The sequence below is a fragment of the Pseudomonas sp. GW821-FHT02A11 genome, assembly GCF_059421985.1.
In genome coordinates this window covers 29,635-48,498 of record NZ_JBWKWB010000009.1, presented here as the reverse complement: position 1 = coordinate 48,498, position 18,864 = coordinate 29,635, and the positions used below count along the sequence as shown (strand labels likewise).

The 18,864-nt window shown below is 60.0% G+C and carries 16 protein-coding genes; 4 read left to right on the top strand and 12 right to left on the bottom strand.

The annotated features are described in order from the left end of the window. Nucleotides 1-18: 18 nt before the first annotated feature. Nucleotides 19-948 (bottom strand): NAD-dependent epimerase/dehydratase family protein, encoded by a 930-nt coding sequence (locus AC07V9_RS15055; protein ID WP_495016474.1) that lies wholly within the window; start codon nt 946-948, stop codon nt 19-21. Beyond that, nucleotides 941-1,825, bottom strand: coding sequence for a sugar nucleotide-binding protein (locus AC07V9_RS15050; RefSeq protein ID WP_495016473.1), 885 nt, complete (start codon nt 1,823-1,825; stop codon nt 941-943). Before AC07V9_RS15050 ends, AC07V9_RS15055 begins: the two co-directional genes overlap by 8 nt. Nucleotides 1,826-2,123: 298 nt before the next feature. Here AC07V9_RS15050 and AC07V9_RS15045 point away from each other — a divergent pair, with 298 nt between their 5' ends. Continuing rightward, the gene (locus tag AC07V9_RS15045) at nt 2,124-6,428 is read left to right on the top strand and encodes an Lhr family helicase (RefSeq protein WP_495016472.1); all 4,305 of its coding nucleotides are present in this window, start codon (nt 2,124-2,126) and stop codon (nt 6,426-6,428) included. A gap of 6 nt (nt 6,429-6,434) precedes the next feature. Here the strand turns inward: AC07V9_RS15045 and AC07V9_RS15040 are convergent, their stop codons facing one another. Beyond that, nucleotides 6,435-8,555: a mechanosensitive ion channel family protein gene (locus AC07V9_RS15040; protein ID WP_495016606.1), complete on the bottom strand. Its 2,121-nt coding sequence runs from the start codon at nt 8,553-8,555 to the stop codon at nt 6,435-6,437. Between the two features lie 226 nt (nt 8,556-8,781). Between AC07V9_RS15040 and AC07V9_RS15035 the strand changes: the two genes are divergently transcribed. Then, the gene (locus AC07V9_RS15035) at nt 8,782-9,354 is read left to right on the top strand and encodes a TetR/AcrR family transcriptional regulator (RefSeq protein WP_495016471.1); all 573 of its coding nucleotides are present in this window, start codon (nt 8,782-8,784) and stop codon (nt 9,352-9,354) included. 61 nt (nt 9,355-9,415) lie between these two features. Then, on the top strand, nt 9,416-9,892 hold the full coding sequence (locus tag AC07V9_RS15030) for a nuclear transport factor 2 family protein (protein ID WP_495016470.1): 477 nt from the start codon (nt 9,416-9,418) through the stop codon (nt 9,890-9,892). A gap of 89 nt (nt 9,893-9,981) precedes the next feature. Here the strand turns inward: AC07V9_RS15030 and AC07V9_RS15025 are convergent, their stop codons facing one another. Then, nucleotides 9,982-10,509 (bottom strand): single-stranded DNA-binding protein, encoded by a 528-nt coding sequence (locus AC07V9_RS15025; protein ID WP_166598549.1) that lies wholly within the window; start codon nt 10,507-10,509, stop codon nt 9,982-9,984. Between the two features lie 9 nt (nt 10,510-10,518). After that, on the bottom strand, nt 10,519-11,913 hold the full coding sequence (locus AC07V9_RS15020) for an MFS transporter (protein ID WP_495016469.1): 1,395 nt from the start codon (nt 11,911-11,913) through the stop codon (nt 10,519-10,521). 187 nt (nt 11,914-12,100) lie between these two features. On the opposite strand from AC07V9_RS15020, the gene uvrA reads away from it, so the two are divergent. After that, nucleotides 12,101-14,935 (top strand): excinuclease ABC subunit UvrA, encoded by a 2,835-nt coding sequence (gene uvrA, locus AC07V9_RS15015; protein WP_495016468.1) that lies wholly within the window; start codon nt 12,101-12,103, stop codon nt 14,933-14,935. A gap of 75 nt (nt 14,936-15,010) precedes the next feature. On the opposite strand, the gene bfr is transcribed toward uvrA, so the two are convergent. The 7 genes from bfr to rpmJ all read right to left on the bottom strand — a co-directional run bounded on the left by bfr (nt 15,011) and on the right by rpmJ (nt 18,853). Beyond that, nucleotides 15,011-15,475, bottom strand: coding sequence for a bacterioferritin (gene bfr / locus AC07V9_RS15010; RefSeq protein ID WP_062384501.1), 465 nt, complete (start codon nt 15,473-15,475; stop codon nt 15,011-15,013). Between the two features lie 261 nt (nt 15,476-15,736). Then, the gene (rplQ, locus tag AC07V9_RS15005) at nt 15,737-16,123 is read right to left on the bottom strand and encodes a 50S ribosomal protein L17 (protein WP_062384499.1); all 387 of its coding nucleotides are present in this window, start codon (nt 16,121-16,123) and stop codon (nt 15,737-15,739) included. Nucleotides 16,124-16,165: 42 nt separating this feature from the next. Beyond that, a complete protein-coding gene (locus AC07V9_RS15000) occupies nt 16,166-17,167 on the bottom strand; it encodes a DNA-directed RNA polymerase subunit alpha (RefSeq protein WP_007970428.1) in 1,002 nt (333 codons plus the stop codon). A gap of 22 nt (nt 17,168-17,189) precedes the next feature. Continuing rightward, entirely contained in the window at nt 17,190-17,810 is a 621-nt protein-coding gene (gene rpsD / locus AC07V9_RS14995) for a 30S ribosomal protein S4 (RefSeq protein WP_495016467.1), read from the bottom strand. A gap of 18 nt (nt 17,811-17,828) precedes the next feature. Next, nucleotides 17,829-18,218 carry a 30S ribosomal protein S11 gene (gene rpsK, locus AC07V9_RS14990; protein ID WP_002555466.1) on the bottom strand — a complete coding sequence of 130 codons (390 nt, stop codon included), beginning with the start codon at nt 18,216-18,218 and terminating at the stop codon, nt 17,829-17,831. Nucleotides 18,219-18,248: 30 nt separating this feature from the next. Further along, a complete protein-coding gene (gene rpsM / locus AC07V9_RS14985) occupies nt 18,249-18,605 on the bottom strand; it encodes a 30S ribosomal protein S13 (RefSeq protein ID WP_003186020.1) in 357 nt (118 codons plus the stop codon). 131 nt (nt 18,606-18,736) lie between these two features. Continuing rightward, nucleotides 18,737-18,853, bottom strand: a complete 117-nt coding sequence (rpmJ, locus tag AC07V9_RS14980; RefSeq protein ID WP_495016466.1) for a 50S ribosomal protein L36 — start codon at nt 18,851-18,853, stop codon at nt 18,737-18,739. Nucleotides 18,854-18,864 lie beyond the last annotated feature (11 nt).

Below are 18,864 nucleotides of genomic sequence, written 5' to 3'. Positions count from 1 at the left end.
CTTTTTATTGCACGGGCTTCAGCGCCCCAACAGCCGCGCCAGCCCGACATTTAGCGGCGTCGGCTCTGGCACTTTGAAGCGCTGCAGCAGACGGTGATTGTCGGCGCGGGAATGCTTGATGTCCCCCGAACGCGCCGGCAGATAGGTCACTGGCGGTAGCGAGCCGACCACCTGACCAAAGGCCGCCAGCAGCTCGTTCAGCGACGTGGTGGCATTCAGGCCGACGTTGATCGCGCCCTCTTCCACGACCGATGATTCCAGCCCCTGCACCACCAGATCGACCAGGTCTTCGACGTAGAAAAAGTCCCGGGTTTGCTCGCCATCGCCGAACACCGAAATCGGCAGGCCTTTCTCGGCGCGCTCGGCAAAAATGCTGATCACCCCGGAATACGGCGATGACGGGTCCTGGCGTGGCCCGAAGATATTGAAGAAGCGAAACACTACCGGCTCCAGACCGTGCTGGCGACGGTAGAAATCCAGGTAGTACTCGCTGGCCAGCTTGTCCGACGCGTAAGGGGTCAGCGGCGCCTTGGGCGTGTCTTCGGTGATGGACTGGCCTTCGCCGTTGTTGCCATAAACGGCGGCGCTGGAAGCAAACACCACGCGTTTGATCCCTGCCTGACGCATGGCCTCGCAGACATTCAGCGTGCCGATGAAATTGCTCTGGTGAGTCTTCACCGGATCGTCCACCGACGCCTGCACCGACGCGACTGCCGCCAGATGCGCGACCGACTGGCAGCCCATCGCGGCGCGGGCTACCAGGGCTGAATCGGCGACATCGCCCTCGATCAACTCGACCCGAGGGTTTTCCAGCGGCAGGTTGTTGCGTTTGCCCGCGGACAGATCATCCAGCACACGCACGGCATACCCCTTGGCGAGCAAGGCGTCGACCAGGTGCGAGCCGATGAAACCGGCGCCGCCGGTGATGAGGACAGGAGCATCAGACATGACGGTAATAGCGGTCCAGTAAGCTGGGCAAACCGGCACGCCAGGCGCGGGGTTTGATACCAAAGGTGTGAAGGATTTTCTTGCAGGCCAGCACCGCGTTCTGCGGTTCATCGCTGGCATCGGGGCTGGCGGCGTGGGCCTGGGCGGTGGGTGCTTCGATGGCCAGCGGACGCATCAGACGCGCTTCGGTCAGCACGGCCTGCCCCAGCGCCAGCGGCGTGGTGGCTTCGTGGCCGGCGTAATGATAGGTGCCCCACAACGGCGCCGCGCAATCGAGCTGTTTGAGCACCGAAATGATCACCCGCGCAGCATCGTCGACCGGTGTCGGATTCCCGCGACGGTCATCGGCCAGCAGCAGTTCGCCAGCGGTTTCGGCGCGGGTCAGAAAACGCCCGAGCACGCCGTCGGCGCTGTCATCGAGCAGCCAGCCGAAACGCAGCAGCACGTGCTGTGGGCAGGTCGCGCGCACGCTTTGTTCGATGCGCCACAGGGCCTGGCCGCGAACCCCCATCGGCATCGGTTCGTCTTTTTCGCTGTAGGCCGTGGCCCGCGAACCGTCGAACACGCGGTAGCTGGACGGTTGCACGAGAACGATGTTGTGGTGCTGGCACAGCTCGGCCAGACGTTCAATGGAGCGTTCCTGAGCGTCCAGCCGCTCTGCGCTCACGCTCTGCGACTGAAACCAGTCGTAGTAGTAAGCCAGGTTGATCAAGGCATCCGGGCGGGTGTCATCGAGCAGTTGCGTCAGGCTTGCCGCATCCCAACCGTCTTGCGGTGGACGCGGTGCGAGGAAGCCAATGTCCTCCTCGGCACCCAGACGAATCAACGCCTGCCCAAGGGCATTCCCGCCGCCCAACAGCATAAGGCGCATTCGCATAGAGTCAGCAGGCTCAGTCTTGGAATTCAATTGAAAAAAATAGATGAAAAACGGCCGCAAACATAACACGTCCTGTGGATAAGCCCCAAGGGGTGCACAGGCCACGGTTCTGCGCCTGACCTTTTATCTGTGGGAGTGAGCTCGCTCACGAAAGGGCCGGTACATTCACACCATCTCCAGCAACTCGACATCGGTCTTGGTGAGCAAGCTTACTCTCACAGGTTTAGCACGCTGGCCCTTCCAGCCCACCGATCACCGGGCCTTGCATCTGTCGCGTGGCGACCGCATAACTTGACCCATGAATCTCTCCGAGCCCCTTGAGCCGGTGCTAGACGCCTTTCATCCGGCGGTCAGTGCCTGGTTCAGCCAGACTTTCCCGGCCGTAACGGCGGCGCAGGCCCAGGCGTGGCCGTTGATCAAGCGCCGACAGTCCACCCTGATCGCCGCGCCCACCGGTTCGGGCAAGACGCTGACGGCGTTTTTGGCAGTGATCGACGATCTGGTTCATCAAGGGCTGGAAATGGGCGGCGAACTGCCGGATCAGACCTTCGTGGTCTATGTTTCGCCGCTCAAGGCGCTGTCCAACGACATCCAGATCAACCTGCAGAATCCGCTCGCTGGCATCACCGAACAGCTGCAACGTCAGGGCCTGCCGGGGCTGCGCATCAGCACCGCCGTGCGCACAGGCGACACACCACAGAAAGAACGTAACGCGATGCGCAAAACCGCGCCGCATATTCTGGTGACCACGCCGGAATCGCTGTATGTGCTGCTCGGTTCGGACTCGGGCCGACGCATGCTGTCGAGCACGCAAACCGTGATCGTCGATGAAATCCATGCCATCGCCGCGGGCAAACGTGGCAGCCATCTGGCGCTGAGTCTTCAGCGCTTGCAGGCGCTGTGTGACAACCCCCTGCTGCGCATCGGCCTTTCGGCGACGCAAAAACCCATCGAGCGGGTGTCGCGCTTTCTGGTCGGCAGCGACCCGGTCAGCAGGCCGTGTGCGATCGTCGACATCGGCCATGCCCGCCCGAGGGATCTGGCGATTGAAGTGCCGCCCGTGCCGCTGACTGCAGTGATGGCTAACGATGTCTGGCAACTGGTTTACGACCGCCTTGCAGAACTGGCCCGGGAACATCGGACCACGCTGATATTCGTGAATACCCGGCGTCTGGCCGAACGCATGGCGCGCTTTCTCAGCGAGCGGCTAGGCAAGCAAGCCGTGGCCGCGCACCACGGCAGTCTGGCCAAGGAACAACGTCTGGACGCCGAGCAACGGCTCAAACGCGGCGAGCTGCAAGTGCTGATTGCCACCGCGTCCCTTGAGCTGGGCATCGACATCGGCGATGTCGATCTGGTCTGTCAGATCAGTTCCCCGCGCTCCATCGCTGCCTTCCTGCAACGCGTAGGACGTTCCGGCCACCACGTCGGCGGCACGCCCAAAGGCCGGCTGTTTGCAGTCTCCCGCGATGACCTGATCGAATGCGCCGCGCTGCTGGACTGCGTGCGTCGTGGCGAGCTCGACACGCTGCTGATCCCCGAGGCGCCGCTGGACGTGCTGGCCCAGCAGATCATCGCCGAGGTCAGCTGTCAGGAGTGGCAAGAGCAGGCGCTGCTGGCGATGTTTCGCAAGGCCTCGCCCTACGCTAACGTCGACGAAAGCCACTATCAGGCGTTGCTGAGCATGCTTGCCGAAGGCTACAGCGGGCGTCAGGGCGTGCGCGCGGCGTATCTGCATCGCGATGCCGTGACCCGCACCTTGCGCGGTCGGCGGGGCAGCAAACTCACGGCCGTCACCAGCGGCGGGACGATTCCGGACAACGCCGATTACAGCGTGATTCTCGAACCTCAGGCGCTCAACATCGGCACGGTCAACGAAGACTTCGCGGTGGAAAGCCTCGCGGGCGACGTTTTCCAGCTGGGCAATACCTCTTATCGCATCCTGCGCATCGAGTCCGGTCGGGTGCGGGTCGAGGATGCGCAAGGCGTGCCGCCGAATATCCCGTTCTGGATGGGCGAGGCGCCGGGGCGCAGCGATGAGCTGTCGTTTGCAGTAGCCCGTTTGCAGGCCGATATCGATCAGCGGCTCAGCGAGCATCCCGGCCAACTGCGACCTTGCATCGACTGGTTGATGTCCACGCTGGGCCTGGGCCTGGACAGCGCCGAGCAATTGGTCGAGTACCTGGCGCGGGCGCGCTCTGCCCTTGGCGCCCTGCCGTCGCAGGACACGCTGGTGATGGAGCGTTTTTTCGACGAATCCGGCGGCACGCAGTTGGTGATCCACACGCCTTTCGGCAGCCGTATCAATCGCGCTTGGGGCCTGGCGCTGCGCAAGCGTTTCTGTCGTACCTTCAACTTTGAATTGCAGGCAGCGGCCAGCGAAGACGCGATTGTATTGTCGCTGTCCACCAGCCACAGCTTTGCGCTGGACGAGGTCTGGCGCTACCTGCATTCCAACAGCGCCGAGCACATCCTGATTCAGGCCGTGCTCGACGCCCCGCTGTTCGGTGTACGCTGGCGCTGGAATGCCGGTGTCGCCTTGGCCTTGCCGCGTTATGCGGGTGGGCGCAAAGTCGCGCCGCAGCTGCAACGCATGAAAAGCGAAGACTTGATCGCCACCGTATTCCCGGACCAGATCGCCTGCCTGGAAAACCTGGTCGGCGAACGGGAGGTCCCCGAGCATCCGCTGGTCGAGCAAACCCTCGATGACTGTCTGCATGAAGCCATGGACGCCGACGGCTGGCTGACCCTGCTGCGGCGCATGGAAAAAGGCGAGGTGCGCCTGATCAGTCGCGACCTACCAGCGCCCTCGCCGCTCGCCGCTGAAATCCTCAACGCCAAGCCCTACGCCTTTCTCGACGACGCCCCGTTGGAAGAACGTCGCACCCAGGCCGTGCTCCATCGCCGCTGGAGCGATCCGGAATCGGCCGATGATTTGGGCGCGCTGGATGCCGACGCAATCGTCGCGGTTGCCGAAGAGGCATGGCCGCAGCCGCAGAACCTCGACGAAATGCACGAAGCGTTGATGAGCCTGGGTTGCATCAGCGGCCCCGAGGCGCGGGATCAGAAAGACTGGATGAAGTGGCTCGAAAGCCTCGCTCGATCGGGCCGCGCCACGCGCTTGCAAGTCACGCCCGATCAGGCGTTGTGGATTGCCGTGGAGCGCCTGACCTGCGCGCAGGCAGTCTATCCCGCAGCCGAAATGCACCCGCCACTGGCCGCGTTGCAGGGTTTCGATGAGCTTTGGAACGAGGATGATGCCAAGGTCGACCTGGTGCGCGCTCGCCTCAGCGGGTTCGGCCCCTTGACCCTCTCAGCCATCGCAGAACCCTTGGCGCTGTCTGCGGGCGAGGTCGCCCAGGCACTGGCTCAGCTTGAGACCGAAGGCTACGTATTGCGGGGTCGCTTCAGCCCCGGCGCCAGCGAGGAGCAATGGTGCGAGCGGCATCTGCTGTCGCGCATTCATCGCTACACGGTCAAACGCCTGCGTCGGGAAATCGAGCCGGTTTCGCTGCAGGACTTCATGCGGTTTCTGTTCGACTGGCAGCACCTGTCCACATCAACGCAGAGCCAGGGCCACGCCGCATTACCGGAAGTGGTCCATCAGCTCGAAGGTTTTTCTGCCGCCGCTGGCGCTTGGGACAGCGACATTCTTCCTGCACGGCTGAAGGACTATTCCCAGAGCTGGCTGGATGACCTGTGTCGGTCCGGCAAGGTGGTGTGGATGCGTCTGACCAGTCGCAACAAGGTTGGCAGCGCGGCATTGCGCAGTACGCCTATTGTGCTGCTCCCGCGCCCGCAAGTGCGCCTGTGGAGCGGCCTGACCGAACAGCCTGTGCCCACCGAGCTATCGTTGCGGGCCCAGCGGGTGCATGAGGTGCTGTCGACGCAAGGCGCGATGTTCTTCGATGAGCTGACCGGTGAAGCGCACCTGCTGCGCACCGAACTGGAAAACGCTCTGCAGGAACTGGTCGGCGCGGGCCTTGTGAACGCCGACAGTTTCGCCGGTTTAAGAGCGCTGATTACCCCCGCCAGCAAACGCGCGGCACACACCAGTCGGCGCAATCGCGGGGCCTTCATCGGCGGGATGGACGACGCCGGGCGTTGGGCACTGCTACGCCGCTCAGCTGCGACACCGTCGGCACAGCTCGACAGCGATACCCTCGAACACATCGCCATGACCCTGCTGCGCCGCTACGGCGTGGTGTTCTGGCGTTTACTCGAACGCGAAGCCGACTGGCTCCCGAGTTGGCGCGAACTGCTGCGCACCTTCCATCGGCTGGAAGCACGCGGCGACATTCGAGGTGGGCGTTTCATCGCAGGGCTTGCGGGTGAGCAATTCGCCTTGCCTGAGGCCATTCCGGTGCTGCGAGAAGTGCGCAAGCGCCCGCTGGACGGCAACCTGATCGGCGTCAGTGGCGTCGACCCGCTGAATCTGGCAGGCACCCTGCTGCCGGGCGCGAAGGTCCCGGCGGTGATCGGCAATCGGTTGGTCTACCGCGACGGCATCCCCATCGCGGCGATCGTGGCAGGCAAGCCGCAGTACTGGGGCGAGCTGGATGCCGGGATGATGTTGCAGGTGCGGGACCGATTGTTTAGGTAGCGCCCGCTAAACCGGGCTTTCCGACCCGTCCTTGTTCACCACCGTCGTCTTGCCCGGCAAGGCCTGCTGCTCGTCGCCATCTTCCATCTGCGAGAACTGCCCGTTGTGCGGGCTCATCACCAGTTGTGGATACGTTTGCGCGAAGCGTACGTCTGGGGACTTATCCACAAGGCGCTTGAGTTTGTCGTTGAACGCTCGACTCACCGCATACTGCCCACCCGACGAGGTGCGGAATTGCGCAGTGATCACGATGCCGTTCATATCCATGCGGTCGAGACCGAACACTTCCAGCGGCCCTTGCAGTTTGCTCGCCAGCAGGAAGTCGTCGGTGATCGCCTGCCCCGCTTCGCGAATCAGCGAGGTCGCCGAATCCACATCCGAGTCGTAGGTGAACTGGAACGAGAAGAACGCGTAGGCGAACTGACGGGACTGGTTGGTGACTGCCTTGATCTGGCCGAAGGGCACCGAATGCACGAAGCCCTTGCCATCGCGCAGACGCAACGTGCGAATCGTCAGGCTTTCCACCGTACCCGCATGGCCGGAGTCGAGCACCACCCAGTCGCCGATGGAAATGGTGTCTTCGATGATGATGAACAGCCCGGTGATCACGTCCTGGACCAATTGCTGCGAGCCGAAACCGATGGCAAGACCCACCACCCCGGCACCCGCCAGTAGCGGCGCGACGTTGATCCCCAAGTTGGCCATTGTCGTGATCGTACAAATCACCACCAGGATGATTTTGATCGCGTTGCGCAGCAACGGCAGGATGGTCTTGACCCGCGTGCTGGGCTGGCGTGACGAGCGGTTGTTGGTCGGCGGCTTGAGGGCCTCCTGAATCGCTGTGTCCATCACCACCCAGAGCAGCCAAGTCACCAGGAAGATCAGACCGATGCTGCTCAGAGAATCACTGATGACCTTGCCGAGCGCATTGCGCTGGGCGAATTCGAACAGTGAAAAGCCCCAGATCCTGCCCAGCAGCTCGATGAATCCTACAGCCAAGGCAATGCGCAGCACGGCATGCAACAGGCTCAGCAAACGCTCCTTGTAAACCCGTGAGCTGCGCGCTTCGGCCGGTTTGAACATGTGTTGAAACAGCGTGCTGAGAAACACGGTCCCAATCAGCAGAATGGTGGTCAGCACGGCACAACGCAGGGCTTCCTGGCTGTCTTCGCCCGCACCGATCAGGTTGACCGCCGAGACCAGAATCATCAGCAGAATCGGCAGGTGCCACAGGCTCGAAAAAATCTTCAGCGTCTGCTGCAACGCGGGGCGCGACAGACGGGCACTCAGCGGGCGATTGCGGATCAAGTGCGCCACGGGGCGTCGCATGCGAATCACCACAATGCAGAACATCACCGAAGCCATCAGTCCGGTGAACGCTGCGACGCTGGTGGTCACGTTGCCGCCCAATTGCCGGGAGATCTGCGGGCTGGTCAGCGCGTCGCTCAAGGCCGCAAAGAAGCCGATGATGAACAGCGGATGCGGTGCGTATTCACGAATGACGCGAACCGCCGGCCGCTTGTGCCCCGCGTTAAACAGCATGATCACCGACATCAGTACCGAGGTCGAAAAAATACCGCTGCTGGTCGAGTACGCCAGACACAACGCCAGCGCCCGGCCAATCGACAGTGGCATGAAATGACTGACATAAAGCGTCAGCGGTAGACTGATCAGCGCCGGAAGGGTGAACGGCAGCACATAACTCAAAACGCCCTGCACCCGCTCGCGCCTGGTGAGCAAGCGATGCCGGGACACACGATTGGAGATGAGCAGGCCAACCCGGTTCAGCAGCACAAACGAGCCGATCCACACCGCTGACAAAATTAGAAAATCCCCGGCGATGGCCCAAGGCGAGCGGGATGAAGGCTTATTGACCAGAGCGCCCAGCTCATCGGCGGCACGGTCGGCGCGCAGTCGCCAGGAGTCGAGCAGGTGGCCATCCAGGTCCAGCTTGTCCTGCACGCTGTCGATGCTGGTGCTGATGACGCCGAGCAAGCCGCCCTTGACCAGAATTTCCGGCTTGGCGGGTTCAGCGGCGGGTACGGAATCGGCCGGGGCGCTGGACTGAGCGGTGCTCGCAGCGGGCGCATCGGCGGCCTGGACGTTGAACGTGCCGGCACAGAGCATCAGGCACAGCAGCAAGACAGATTTGAAGTTGGACAAAACGCAGGTCACTCCCTTTCAGTCATGAGGGCCGACGAAATCAAGGCCCACAGGAACTGATCGAAATTCGCCGCGCAAGTTCGGCCCTATCGGCAACCTTCATCGAAGACCGGCCTCACCCGATCAACGGAAACGGGATTTTTTCAAAGGCCGCTTGACCAAGGAGAACGATCATTCTACCGTAAGCCTCATGAACACACCGACGACAGACACACGGGAAAAAATCCTCGCGACCGCCGAGCAGTTGATCTACCGGAACGGGATTCACGCCACGGGCATGGACCTTCTGGTGAAGACTTCGGGCGTGGCCAGGAAAAGCATTTATCGTTACTTCGCCACCAAGGACGAAGTGGCCGCCGCCGCGCTCAACGCTCGCGACGTGCGCTGGATGAACTGGTTCAGGACCGAATCCGACAAGGCTGCAACGCCTGAAGCCCGCATTCTCAACATGTTCACGGTGCTCAAGGGCTGGTTCGAATCCGAGGGGTTTCACGGCTGCGCCTTTATCAACACCGCAGGCGAAGTGGGCGATCCGAATGACCCGATTCGCCTGATCGCCAAACTGCACAAACAGAAGTTGCTCGATTACGCGTTCGAACTGACCGAACAACTTAACATCGAGCGACCGTCAGCGCTGGCCAAACAGCTGCTGATCCTGATGGAAGGCGCGATCACCACGGCCCGCGTCATGGGTGATTACAGCGCCGCTGACAGCGCAAGGGATGTTGCGCTGTTGTTGCTAAAACAGGCCTGCTCGCCGTAGCGACCTGAGCTTTACGAACGCTCCACTTACCGTCTTATCCAACTTGCCTGGAGGCCTCGCCATGTCCAACGCTCAGACTCGCCCGCCCCTTCCGCCTTTCACCCGTGAATCGGCCATTGAAAAAGTCCGCCTGGCCGAAGACGGCTGGAACAGCCGCGATCCGGAAAAAGTATCACTGGCCTACACCCTCGACACCCAATGGCGTAACCGCGCCGAGTTCGCCACCAACCGCGAAGAAGCCAAAGCCTTCCTGACGCGCAAGTGGAAAAAGGAGCTCGACTACCGCCTGATCAAGGAGCTATGGGCCTTCACCGACAACCGCATCGCCGTGCGTTACGCCTACGAATGGCACGACGATTCGGGCAACTGGTTCCGCTCCTACGGCAACGAGAACTGGGAATTCAACGAAGACGGCCTGATGCAACGCCGCTTCGCATGCATCAACGACATGCCGATCGAGGAATCGGAGCGCAAATTCCACTGGCCACTGGGACGCCGTCCTGACGACCATCCCGGATTGACCGAACTGGGACTCTAAGCATCGCCCATGACAGAAATGACAAAGCCCCCGGCAGTGAACTGCACGGGGGCTTTGGTTTGATGCGCTACTGCGTCAGACCCTGAGGGCTAGAACGGAATATCGTCATCGAAGCTGTCGAAATCAGGGGCCGGCTGTGGCGCCTGTTGCGGAGCCGGGCGCGACTCGCGTTGTGGCTGCTGCTGCGGAGCAGCCTGTGGACGCGATTGCTGAGGACGAGGTGCGGAGTTCTGATAACCGCCACCGCCTTGACCTTGTTGAGCGTCGCCCTGTGGACGGCCGCCCAGCAGCTGCATGGTGCCCTGCATATCGACCACGATTTCAGTGGTGTAACGCTTGATGCCGTCTTTTTCCCACTCGCGGGTTTGCAGCTTGCCTTCGATGTAGACCTGAGAGCCTTTACGCAGGTACTCGCCGGCGATCTCTGCGACCTTGCCAAACATCGAAACGCGGTGCCATTCGGTCTTTTCGACTTTCTGACCGGTTTGCTTGTCGGTCCATTGTTCGCTGGTCGCCAGACTCAGGTTGGTCACGGCGTTACCGTTAGGCAAGTAGCGAACTTCGGGATCCTGGCCGCATGTGCCGACCAATATGACTTTGTTAACCCCACGGGCCATAACGTTCTCCTAGGCTTCAACCGTTTCCGACGCTGGATTGACCACGTCGTCGAAAGACGCCCGATCCAACAGTTCTTTGTCAAATTTGATATAGATGGCGGCCTCGTCAGCCACCACTACTGCATCTGTTACTCCACGTACGGCCAACACGCGGTCGGCCAGGCCTGTGTCGCGCTGAGCCTCGGGCGACAACGGCAAGCGAAGGCTGGTTACGTACGGAGGTTCGCGCATGGTAACAGCAAATGCCAGCCAGATGGCGGCAAGCCCCGCGCCGCCGAGGAACACCACGCCCAGCCCGCCATGCTGAAACAGCCACCCGCCAAGAATGCCGCCTGCCGCCGACCCGAGGAACTGGCTGGTGGAATAAATCCCCATCGCCGTGCCTTTGCCGCCCGCCGGAGACACCTTGCTGATCAGCGAAGGCAACGACGCTTCCAGCAGGTTGAACGCGGTAAAGAAAACCACAGTGCCGATCACCAGTGCCCGAAGCGTGTCACCGAATTCCCAAAAAAACAGCTCGGTGAGCATCAGCACCACGACGGCGCCGAGCAGGATACGCTTCATCTGACGCTTCTTCTCGCCATAGATGATGAACGGAATCATGGCGAAGAAAGAGATCAGCAGCGCGGTCAGGTAAACCCACCAGTGCTGCTCTTTGGGCAGACCAGCCTTTTCGACCAGCGCGAGCGGCAAGGCGACGAAACTGGACATGAGCATCGCGTGCAAGGCGAAGATTCCGAGATCCAGACGCAGCAGGTCAGGATGACGAAGCGTCGCCCCCAGCGCCTGACGCGCCAGACCGGATTCGCGGTGCTGAAGGGTCACGGTGGATTTAGGCACCACGAACGCGATGATAACGATACCGACCAGCGCCATGGCCCCTGTGGCCAGAAACAGACCGGACAGGCCGAATGCGCTGGTCAGGATTGGCCCGACCACCATGGCAACGGCGAACGACACACCGATGGTCATGCCGATCATGGCCATGGCCTTGGTACGATGCTGCTCGCGGGTCAGGTCGGAGAGCAGAGCCATCACGGCTGCGGAAATCGCGCCTGCGCCTTGCAGCACACGGCCTGCGATCACGCCCCAGATCGAAGTCGATTGCGCCGCCAGCACGCTGCCCAGGGCGAAAACGATCAACCCTATATATATGACGGGACGACGGCCGATGCGATCAGAGATGATGCCGAACGGAATTTGCAGCACCGCTTGAGTCAGGCCGTATGCGCCAATCGCCAGACCAATCAATGCCGGGCTTGCGCCTGCCAGGTCCATGCCATAGGTGGCCAGGACCGGCAATACCATGAACATGCCAAGCATACGGAACGCGAACACCAGCGCCAGACCGCCCGCCGCGCGGGTTTCGCTGCCACTCATGCGCTCGCTGTGAGAATCGTGCATGGAAGAACCTCATGTGAACCGGCGGCGATTCTACCAGTCCCATCGATGTACAGCACATACGACGCTTTGCCGCGTATCGCAGGAAATTTCTTTTTCCCCTGTACGCAGACTGGCCGCTCAATAGTGTGCATCCATCCAGTATTTGGCCGTATACTCCAGCGTTTTACGCCCGCCGTGCGAGGCCACCTTGGACAAGATCCTGATTCGTGGGGCTCGAACCCACAACCTGAAAAACATCGACCTTACCCTGCCGCGCGACAAACTGATCGTCATTACCGGGCTTTCCGGTTCCGGCAAATCGTCGCTGGCATTCGACACCCTCTACGCCGAAGGGCAACGCCGGTATGTCGAGTCGCTGTCGGCGTACGCCCGGCAGTTCCTGTCGATGATGGAAAAGCCTGACGTCGACACCATCGAAGGTCTGTCGCCGGCCATTTCCATCGAACAGAAGTCCACGTCCCACAACCCGCGCTCGACCGTCGGTACGATCACCGAAATCTACGACTATTTGCGTCTGCTGTACGCGCGTGTCGGCACGCCCCGTTGCCCGGACCACGACATCCCTCTAGAAGCCCAGACCGTCAGCCAGATGGTCGACCTCGTGCTGGCTCAGCCTGAAGGCGCCAAGCTGATGCTGCTGGCGCCGGTGGTTCGCGAGCGCAAGGGTGAGCACCTGGCTGTGTTCGAAGAGCTGCGCGCGCAAGGTTTCGTGCGCGCCCGGGTCAACGGCAAATTGTGCGAACTCGACGAACTGCCCAAGCTGGATAAACAGAAGAAGCACTCCATTGACGTGGTCGTCGACCGCTTCAAGGTCCGCGCCGACCTGCAACAGCGTCTGGCCGAGTCGTTCGAGACCGCGTTGAAACTGGCCGATGGCATCGCGTTGGTGGCCCCTATGGACGACGAGCCGGGCGAGGAAATCATCTTCTCGGCGCGCTTCGCTTGCCCGATCTGCGGCCACGCGATCAGTGAACTGGAACCCAAGCTCTTCTCGTTCAACAACCCTGCCGGCGCCTGCCCGACCTGCGACGGTCTGGGCGTGAAGCAGTTCTTCGACATCAAGCGACTGGTCAATGCCGAACTGACGCTCGCCGAAGGTGCAATTCGTGGCTGGGACCGGCGCAACGTTTATTACTTCCAGATGCTTGGTTCTTTGGCGAAGCATTATGGATTCAGCCTTGAAGTGCCGTTCAAGGAACTACCCTCCGACCAGCAGAAAGTCCTGCTCAACGGCAGTGGCTCGCAGAACGTGGACTTTCGCTACCTCAATGACCGCGGCGATATCGTCAAACGCGCCCACCCGTTCGAGGGCATCGTGCCAAATCTGGAGCGCCGCTACCGCGAAACGGAGTCGGCCACCGTGCGCGAAGAACTCGCCAAGTTCCTCAGCACCCAGCCATGCCCCGATTGCCGTGGCACGCGCCTGCGTCGTGAAGCGCGACACGTCTGGGTCGGCGAGAAAACGCTCCCGGCAGTGACCAACCTGCCCATCGGTGACGCCACGGAGTATTTCGCCGAGCTGAAGCTGACGGGTCGTCGTGGCGAGATCGCCGACAAGATTCTCAAGGAAATTCGCGAGCGCCTGCAGTTCCTGGTGAACGTGGGCCTGGACTACCTGACGCTGGATCGCAGCGCCGACACCCTGTCCGGTGGCGAGGCGCAGCGTATTCGCCTGGCCAGCCAGATCGGCGCGGGGCTGGTCGGGGTGATGTACATCCTCGACGAGCCGTCCATCGGCCTGCACCAGCGCGACAACGATCGCTTGCTCGATACCCTTCGCCATCTGCGCGACATCGGCAACACCGTGATCGTGGTCGAGCACGATGAAGACGCCATTCGTCTGGCGGACTACGTCGTCGACATTGGCCCCGGGGCGGGCGTGCACGGCGGCAACATCGTGGCCGAAGGCACGCCGCAGGAGGTCATGTCGCACCCTGACTCCCTGACCGGCAAATACCTGTCGGGCCGTGTGAAGATCGAAGTGCCGGGCAAACGCGCGCCGCGCAACAAGAAGCTGTCGTTGAAGCTTAAGGGGGCGCGTGGCAACAATCTGCGCAATGTCGATCTGGAAATCCCGATCGGCCTGCTGACCTGCGTGACCGGGGTATCTGGCTCAGGCAAGTCGACGCTGATCAACAACACACTGTTCCCCCTCAGCGCCACGGCCCTGAATGGTGCGACAACGCTGGAAGCTGCGACCCACGACAGCATCGATGGGCTGCAACATCTGGATAAGGTCGTGGACATTGACCAGAGCCCGATCGGTCGGACGCCGCGTTCCAACCCGGCCACCTACACCGGGCTGTTCACCCCGATCCGCGAGCTGTTTTCCGGTGTGCCTGAGTCGCGCTCCCGGGGTTACGGGCCGGGCCGCTTCTCGTTCAACGTCAAGGGCGGGCGCTGCGAGGCGTGCCAGGGCGATGGCCTGATCAAGGTTGAGATGCACTTTTTGCCGGATATCTACGTGCCGTGCGACGTGTGCAAGAGCAAGCGCTACAACCGTGAAACCCTCGAGATCAAATACAAAGGCAAAAGCATCCACGAAGTGCTGGAGATGACGATCGAGGAAGCCCGTACGTTCTTCGACGCTGTGCCGGCGCTGGCGCGTAAGCTGCAGACGCTCATGGATGTGGGTTTGTCCTACATCAAGCTCGGCCAGTCGGCGACAACGCTATCGGGCGGTGAAGCACAGCGTGTGAAGCTGTCTCGTGAGCTGTCCAAGCGCGATACGGGCAAAACGCTATACATCCTCGATGAGCCGACCACGGGCCTGCATTTCGCGGACATTCAGCAACTGCTGGACGTCCTGCATCGCTTACGCGACCACGGCAACACAGTGGTGGTGATCGAGCACAACCTGGACGTGATCAAGACAGCCGACTGGCTGGTGGACCTTGGCCCGGAAGGTGGCTCCAAAGGTGGCCAGATCATTGCCACCGGTACCCCTGAACAGGTCGCCGCGATGAAGCAGTCCTACACCGGCCACTACCTCAAGCCACTGTTGGAGCGTGATCGCATGTGATGGCGTGATTCACACCCGCAAACGAAAAAGCCCCTGTCATAGCAGTCATGACAGGGGCTTTTTTTTGGACGCAAATCAGAACTGCGATTGCAAGTAGTTTTCCAGACCAATGGATTTGATCAAACCCATCTGCTTTTCGAGCCAGTAGGTGTGGTCTTCTTCGGTGTCCGCCAGTTGCACCCTCAGGATGTCGCGGCTGACGTAGTCCTTGTGCTGCTCGCAGAGGGCGATGCCCTTGCACAGCGCGGCGCGAACCTTGTACTCAAGGCGCAGATCACTGGCGAGCATCTCAGGGACCGTGGTGCCCACATCCAGATCGTCGGGACGCATGCGCGGCGTACCTTCGAGCATCAGAATCCGACGCATCAACGCATCAGCGTGTTGTGCCTCTTCTTCCATCTCATGGTTAATACGCTCGTACAGCTTGCTGAAACCCCAATCCTCATACATCCGCGAGTGGATGAAGTATTGGTCGCGTGCAGCCAGTTCGCCGGTCAGCAGCGTGTTGAGGTAATCGATGACGTCCGGGTGGCCTTGCATCGCCGTGAATCTCCTTCGTGAAAGACGACAGTTTGAACCAACATGCGCACAAGGTCGACTTTTCAGAGGCAGAAAAACGTAGAAAATCAGTGAATTTCTGACATTTGGTGCCGAAAATACGAGTAAATGAGGAGGGTTCTCTTTATCACTAGCGATCAGCGCAATAATCATCCATTTCAAGTGATAACGCGTTGTATTCGCCTGAATTTCGCGCAACAAAAAACCGGGCACTAGGCCCGGTTCTTCGTAACGACTGACGTCTTATTCAGCAGCTTCTACAGAGCCACCGACAGGACGATCAACCAGTTCGACGTACGCCATAGGAGCGTTGTCGCCAGCGCGGAAACCGCACTTCAGGATGCGCAGGTAGCCACCCTCACGGGTTGCATAACGCTTGCCCAGATCGTTGAACAGCTTACCAACCATTTCTTTCGAACGAGTACGGTCGAAAGCCAGACGGCGGTTTGCAACGCTGTCTACCTTGGCCAGGGTGATCAGCGGCTCGGCAACGCGGCGCAGTTCCTTGGCTTTTGGCAGGGTAGTTTTGATCAGCTCGTGCTCGAACAGCGACACCGCCATGTTCTGGAACATAGCCTTGCGGTGAGAGCTGGTACGGCTCAGGTGACGTCCACTTTTACGATGACGCATGGTTCATTCCTTACCAAACACAACGTTCGGTGATTACGACGATCAGGCAGTCGCCTTGTCGTCCTTCTTAAGACTTGCAGGCGGCCAGTTGTCGAGGCGCATGCCGAGGGAGAGACCACGAGAAGCCAGAACGTCCTTGATTTCAGTCAGGGACTTCTTGCCCAGGTTCGGAGTCTTCAACAGTTCTACTTCGGTGCGCTGAATCAGATCGCCGATGTAGTAAATGTTCTCCGCCTTAAGGCAGTTGGCCGAACGTACGGTCAGTTCCAAATCGTCAACCGGACGAAGCAGGATCGGATCAATCTCGTCTTCCTGTTCGACTACAACCGGTTCACTGTCACCTTTGAGGTCGACGAACGCAGCCAACTGCTGTTGCAGAATGGTTGCAGCACGGCGGATAGCCTCTTCAGGATCCAGAGTACCGTTGGTTTCCAGATCGATAACCAGTTTGTCCAGGTTGGTACGTTGTTCGACACGGGCGTTTTCCACCACGTATGCGATACGACGAACCGGGCTGAACGAAGAGTCGAGCTGCAAGCGACCGATGCTGCGGCTTTCGTCTTCATCGCTCTGACGCGAGTCTGCTGGTTCATAACCGCGACCACGAGCTACAACGAGCTTCATGTTCAGGGCGCCGTTAGACGCCAGGTTAGCGATTACGTGATCGGGGTTAACGATCTCGACATCATGATCCAGCTGAATATCGGCAGCGGTAACCACCCCCGAACCCTTCTTCGACAAGGTCAGCGTAACTTCGTCTCGACCGTGCAGCTTGATAGCCAGACCTTTGAGGTTCAACAGGATTTCAATGACGTCTTCCTGTACACCTTCGATTGCGCTGTACTCATGGAGTACACCGTCAATCTCGGCCTCGACTACTGCACAGCCGGGCATGGAGGACAACAGGATGCGGCGCAGCGCGTTGCCCAGGGTATGGCCGAAACCACGCTCGAGAGGCTCGAGAGTGATTTTGGCGCGGGTTGGACTGACAACCTGCACGTCGATGTGACGAGGTGTCAGAAACTCATTTACCGAAATCTGCATGGATGCACCTATTTTCTAGCCCTTACTTGGAGTAGAGCTCGACAATCAGGCTTTCGTTGATGTCGGCGGACAGATCACTGCGAGCTGGAACGCTTTTGAAAACGCCAGATTTCTTCTCAGTGTCTACTTCTACCCATTCTACGCGGCCACGTTGGGCACACAGATCGAGAGCCTGGACAATACGCAGTTGGTTCTTCGCTTTTTCACGAATAGCAACGACGTCGCCAGCGCGAACCTGGAAGGACGGAACGTTAACGGTTTTGCCGTTTACGCTAACCGACTTGTGCGATACCAGCTGACGCGATTCGGCACGAGTCGAGCCGAAGCCCATGCGGTATACAACGTTGTCCAGACGGCATTCGAGCAGTTGCAGCAGGTTCTCACCAGTAGCGCCTTTCTTGCTGGCAGCTTGCTTGTAGTAACCGCTGAACTGACGCTCGAGAACGCCATAGATACGACGGACCTTCTGCTTTTCACGCAGTTGGGTACCGTAGTCGGACTGGCGACCGCGGCGTTGGCCGTGGATACCAGGTGCTGCTTCAATGTTGCACTTCGATTCGATAGCGCGCACGCCGCTCTTCAGGAAGAGATCGGTGCCTTCGCGACGAGCGAGTTTGCATTTTGGACCAATGTAACGAGCCATTCTTTACAATCTCCTGGATTACACGCGGCGCTTCTTCGGCGGACGGCACCCGTTGTGCGGGATAGGCGTCACGTCGGTGATGCTGGCGATCTTGTAGCCACAGCCGTTCAAAGCACGGACAGCGGATTCACGACCTGGACCTGGACCTTTGACGTTGACGTCGAGGTTTTTCAGGCCGTATTCCAGCGCAGCTTGCCCAGCACGCTCAGCAGCTACCTGAGCAGCGAACGGGGTGGACTTACGGGAACCGCGGAAACCCGAACCACCGGAGGTAGCCCAGGAAAGAGCGTTACCTTGACGGTCGGTGATGGTCACGATGGTGTTGTTAAAAGATGCATGGATGTGGGCGATGCCATCAACCACTGTCTTTTTAACTTTTTTACGAGGACGAGCAGCAGGTTTTGCCATGATTTAATTCCTGTCGATTCGCTGGGGCGATTACTTGCGGATCGGCTTACGCGGACCTTTACGGGTACGCGCGTTAGTCTTGGTACGCTGACCGCGTACTGGAAGACCACGACGATGACGCAGACCGCGATAGCAACCGAGGTCCATCAAGCGCTTGATTTTCATGTTGATTTCGCGACGCAGGTCACCTTCAGTGGTGAACTTCGCGACTTCGCCACGCAGCTGTTCAATCTGCTCGTCGCTCAGATCTTTGATCTTTGCCGCCGGGTTGACCCCGGTGACAGCACAGATTTTCTGTGCAGTCGTGCGACCAACACCATAGATGTAGGTCAGCGAGATAACAGTATGCTTGTTATCTGGAATGTTAACGCCTGCAATACGGGCCATTCAGTGGGACTCCAATTGACAGCTACCTACGCCCCGGAAGCCAAGAAATAGGGCGCGAGATAATATCGCTGTAATAACAAATAATCAACCCAGCAGCGCACTAGCTGCTGGGCTTTTAGCACAGATCACACTCAGCCTTGGCGCTGCTTGTGACGTGGTTCCGCGCTGCAAATTACTCGAACAACACCTTCGCGGCAAACAATCTTGCAGTTACGGCACAGCTTTTTCACCGATGCACGAACTTTCATCACCAACTCCT

Coding starts and splice junctions, on each gene's coding strand:
- rpmJ (WP_495016466.1), bottom strand. CDS start 18,853: ATGAAAGTTCGTGCATCGGTGAAAAAGCTGTGCCGTAACTGCAAGATT.
- AC07V9_RS15045 (WP_495016472.1), top strand. CDS start 2,124: ATGAATCTCTCCGAGCCCCTTGAGCCGGTGCTAGACGCCTTTCATCCG.
- AC07V9_RS15025 (WP_166598549.1), bottom strand. CDS start 10,509: ATGGCCCGTGGGGTTAACAAAGTCATATTGGTCGGCACATGCGGCCAG.
- rpsD (WP_495016467.1), bottom strand. CDS start 17,810: ATGGCTCGTTACATTGGTCCAAAATGCAAACTCGCTCGTCGCGAAGGC.
- AC07V9_RS15030 (WP_495016470.1), top strand. CDS start 9,416: ATGTCCAACGCTCAGACTCGCCCGCCCCTTCCGCCTTTCACCCGTGAA.
- AC07V9_RS15050 (WP_495016473.1), bottom strand. CDS start 1,825: ATGCGAATGCGCCTTATGCTGTTGGGCGGCGGGAATGCCCTTGGGCAG.
- AC07V9_RS15000 (WP_007970428.1), bottom strand. CDS start 17,167: ATGCAGATTTCGGTAAATGAGTTTCTGACACCTCGTCACATCGACGTG.
- AC07V9_RS15040 (WP_495016606.1), bottom strand. CDS start 8,555: ATGCTCTGTGCCGGCACGTTCAACGTCCAGGCCGCCGATGCGCCCGCT.
- rpsM (WP_003186020.1), bottom strand. CDS start 18,605: ATGGCCCGTATTGCAGGCGTTAACATTCCAGATAACAAGCATACTGTT.
- AC07V9_RS15055 (WP_495016474.1), bottom strand. CDS start 948: ATGTCTGATGCTCCTGTCCTCATCACCGGCGGCGCCGGTTTCATCGGC.
- bfr (WP_062384501.1), bottom strand. CDS start 15,475: ATGCAAGGCCACCCGGACGTCATCGATTACCTCAACACGCTGCTGACC.
- AC07V9_RS15035 (WP_495016471.1), top strand. CDS start 8,782: ATGAACACACCGACGACAGACACACGGGAAAAAATCCTCGCGACCGCC.
- rplQ (WP_062384499.1), bottom strand. CDS start 16,123: ATGCGTCATCGTAAAAGTGGACGTCACCTGAGCCGTACCAGCTCTCAC.
- rpsK (WP_002555466.1), bottom strand. CDS start 18,218: ATGGCAAAACCTGCTGCTCGTCCTCGTAAAAAAGTTAAAAAGACAGTG.
- AC07V9_RS15020 (WP_495016469.1), bottom strand. CDS start 11,913: ATGCACGATTCTCACAGCGAGCGCATGAGTGGCAGCGAAACCCGCGCG.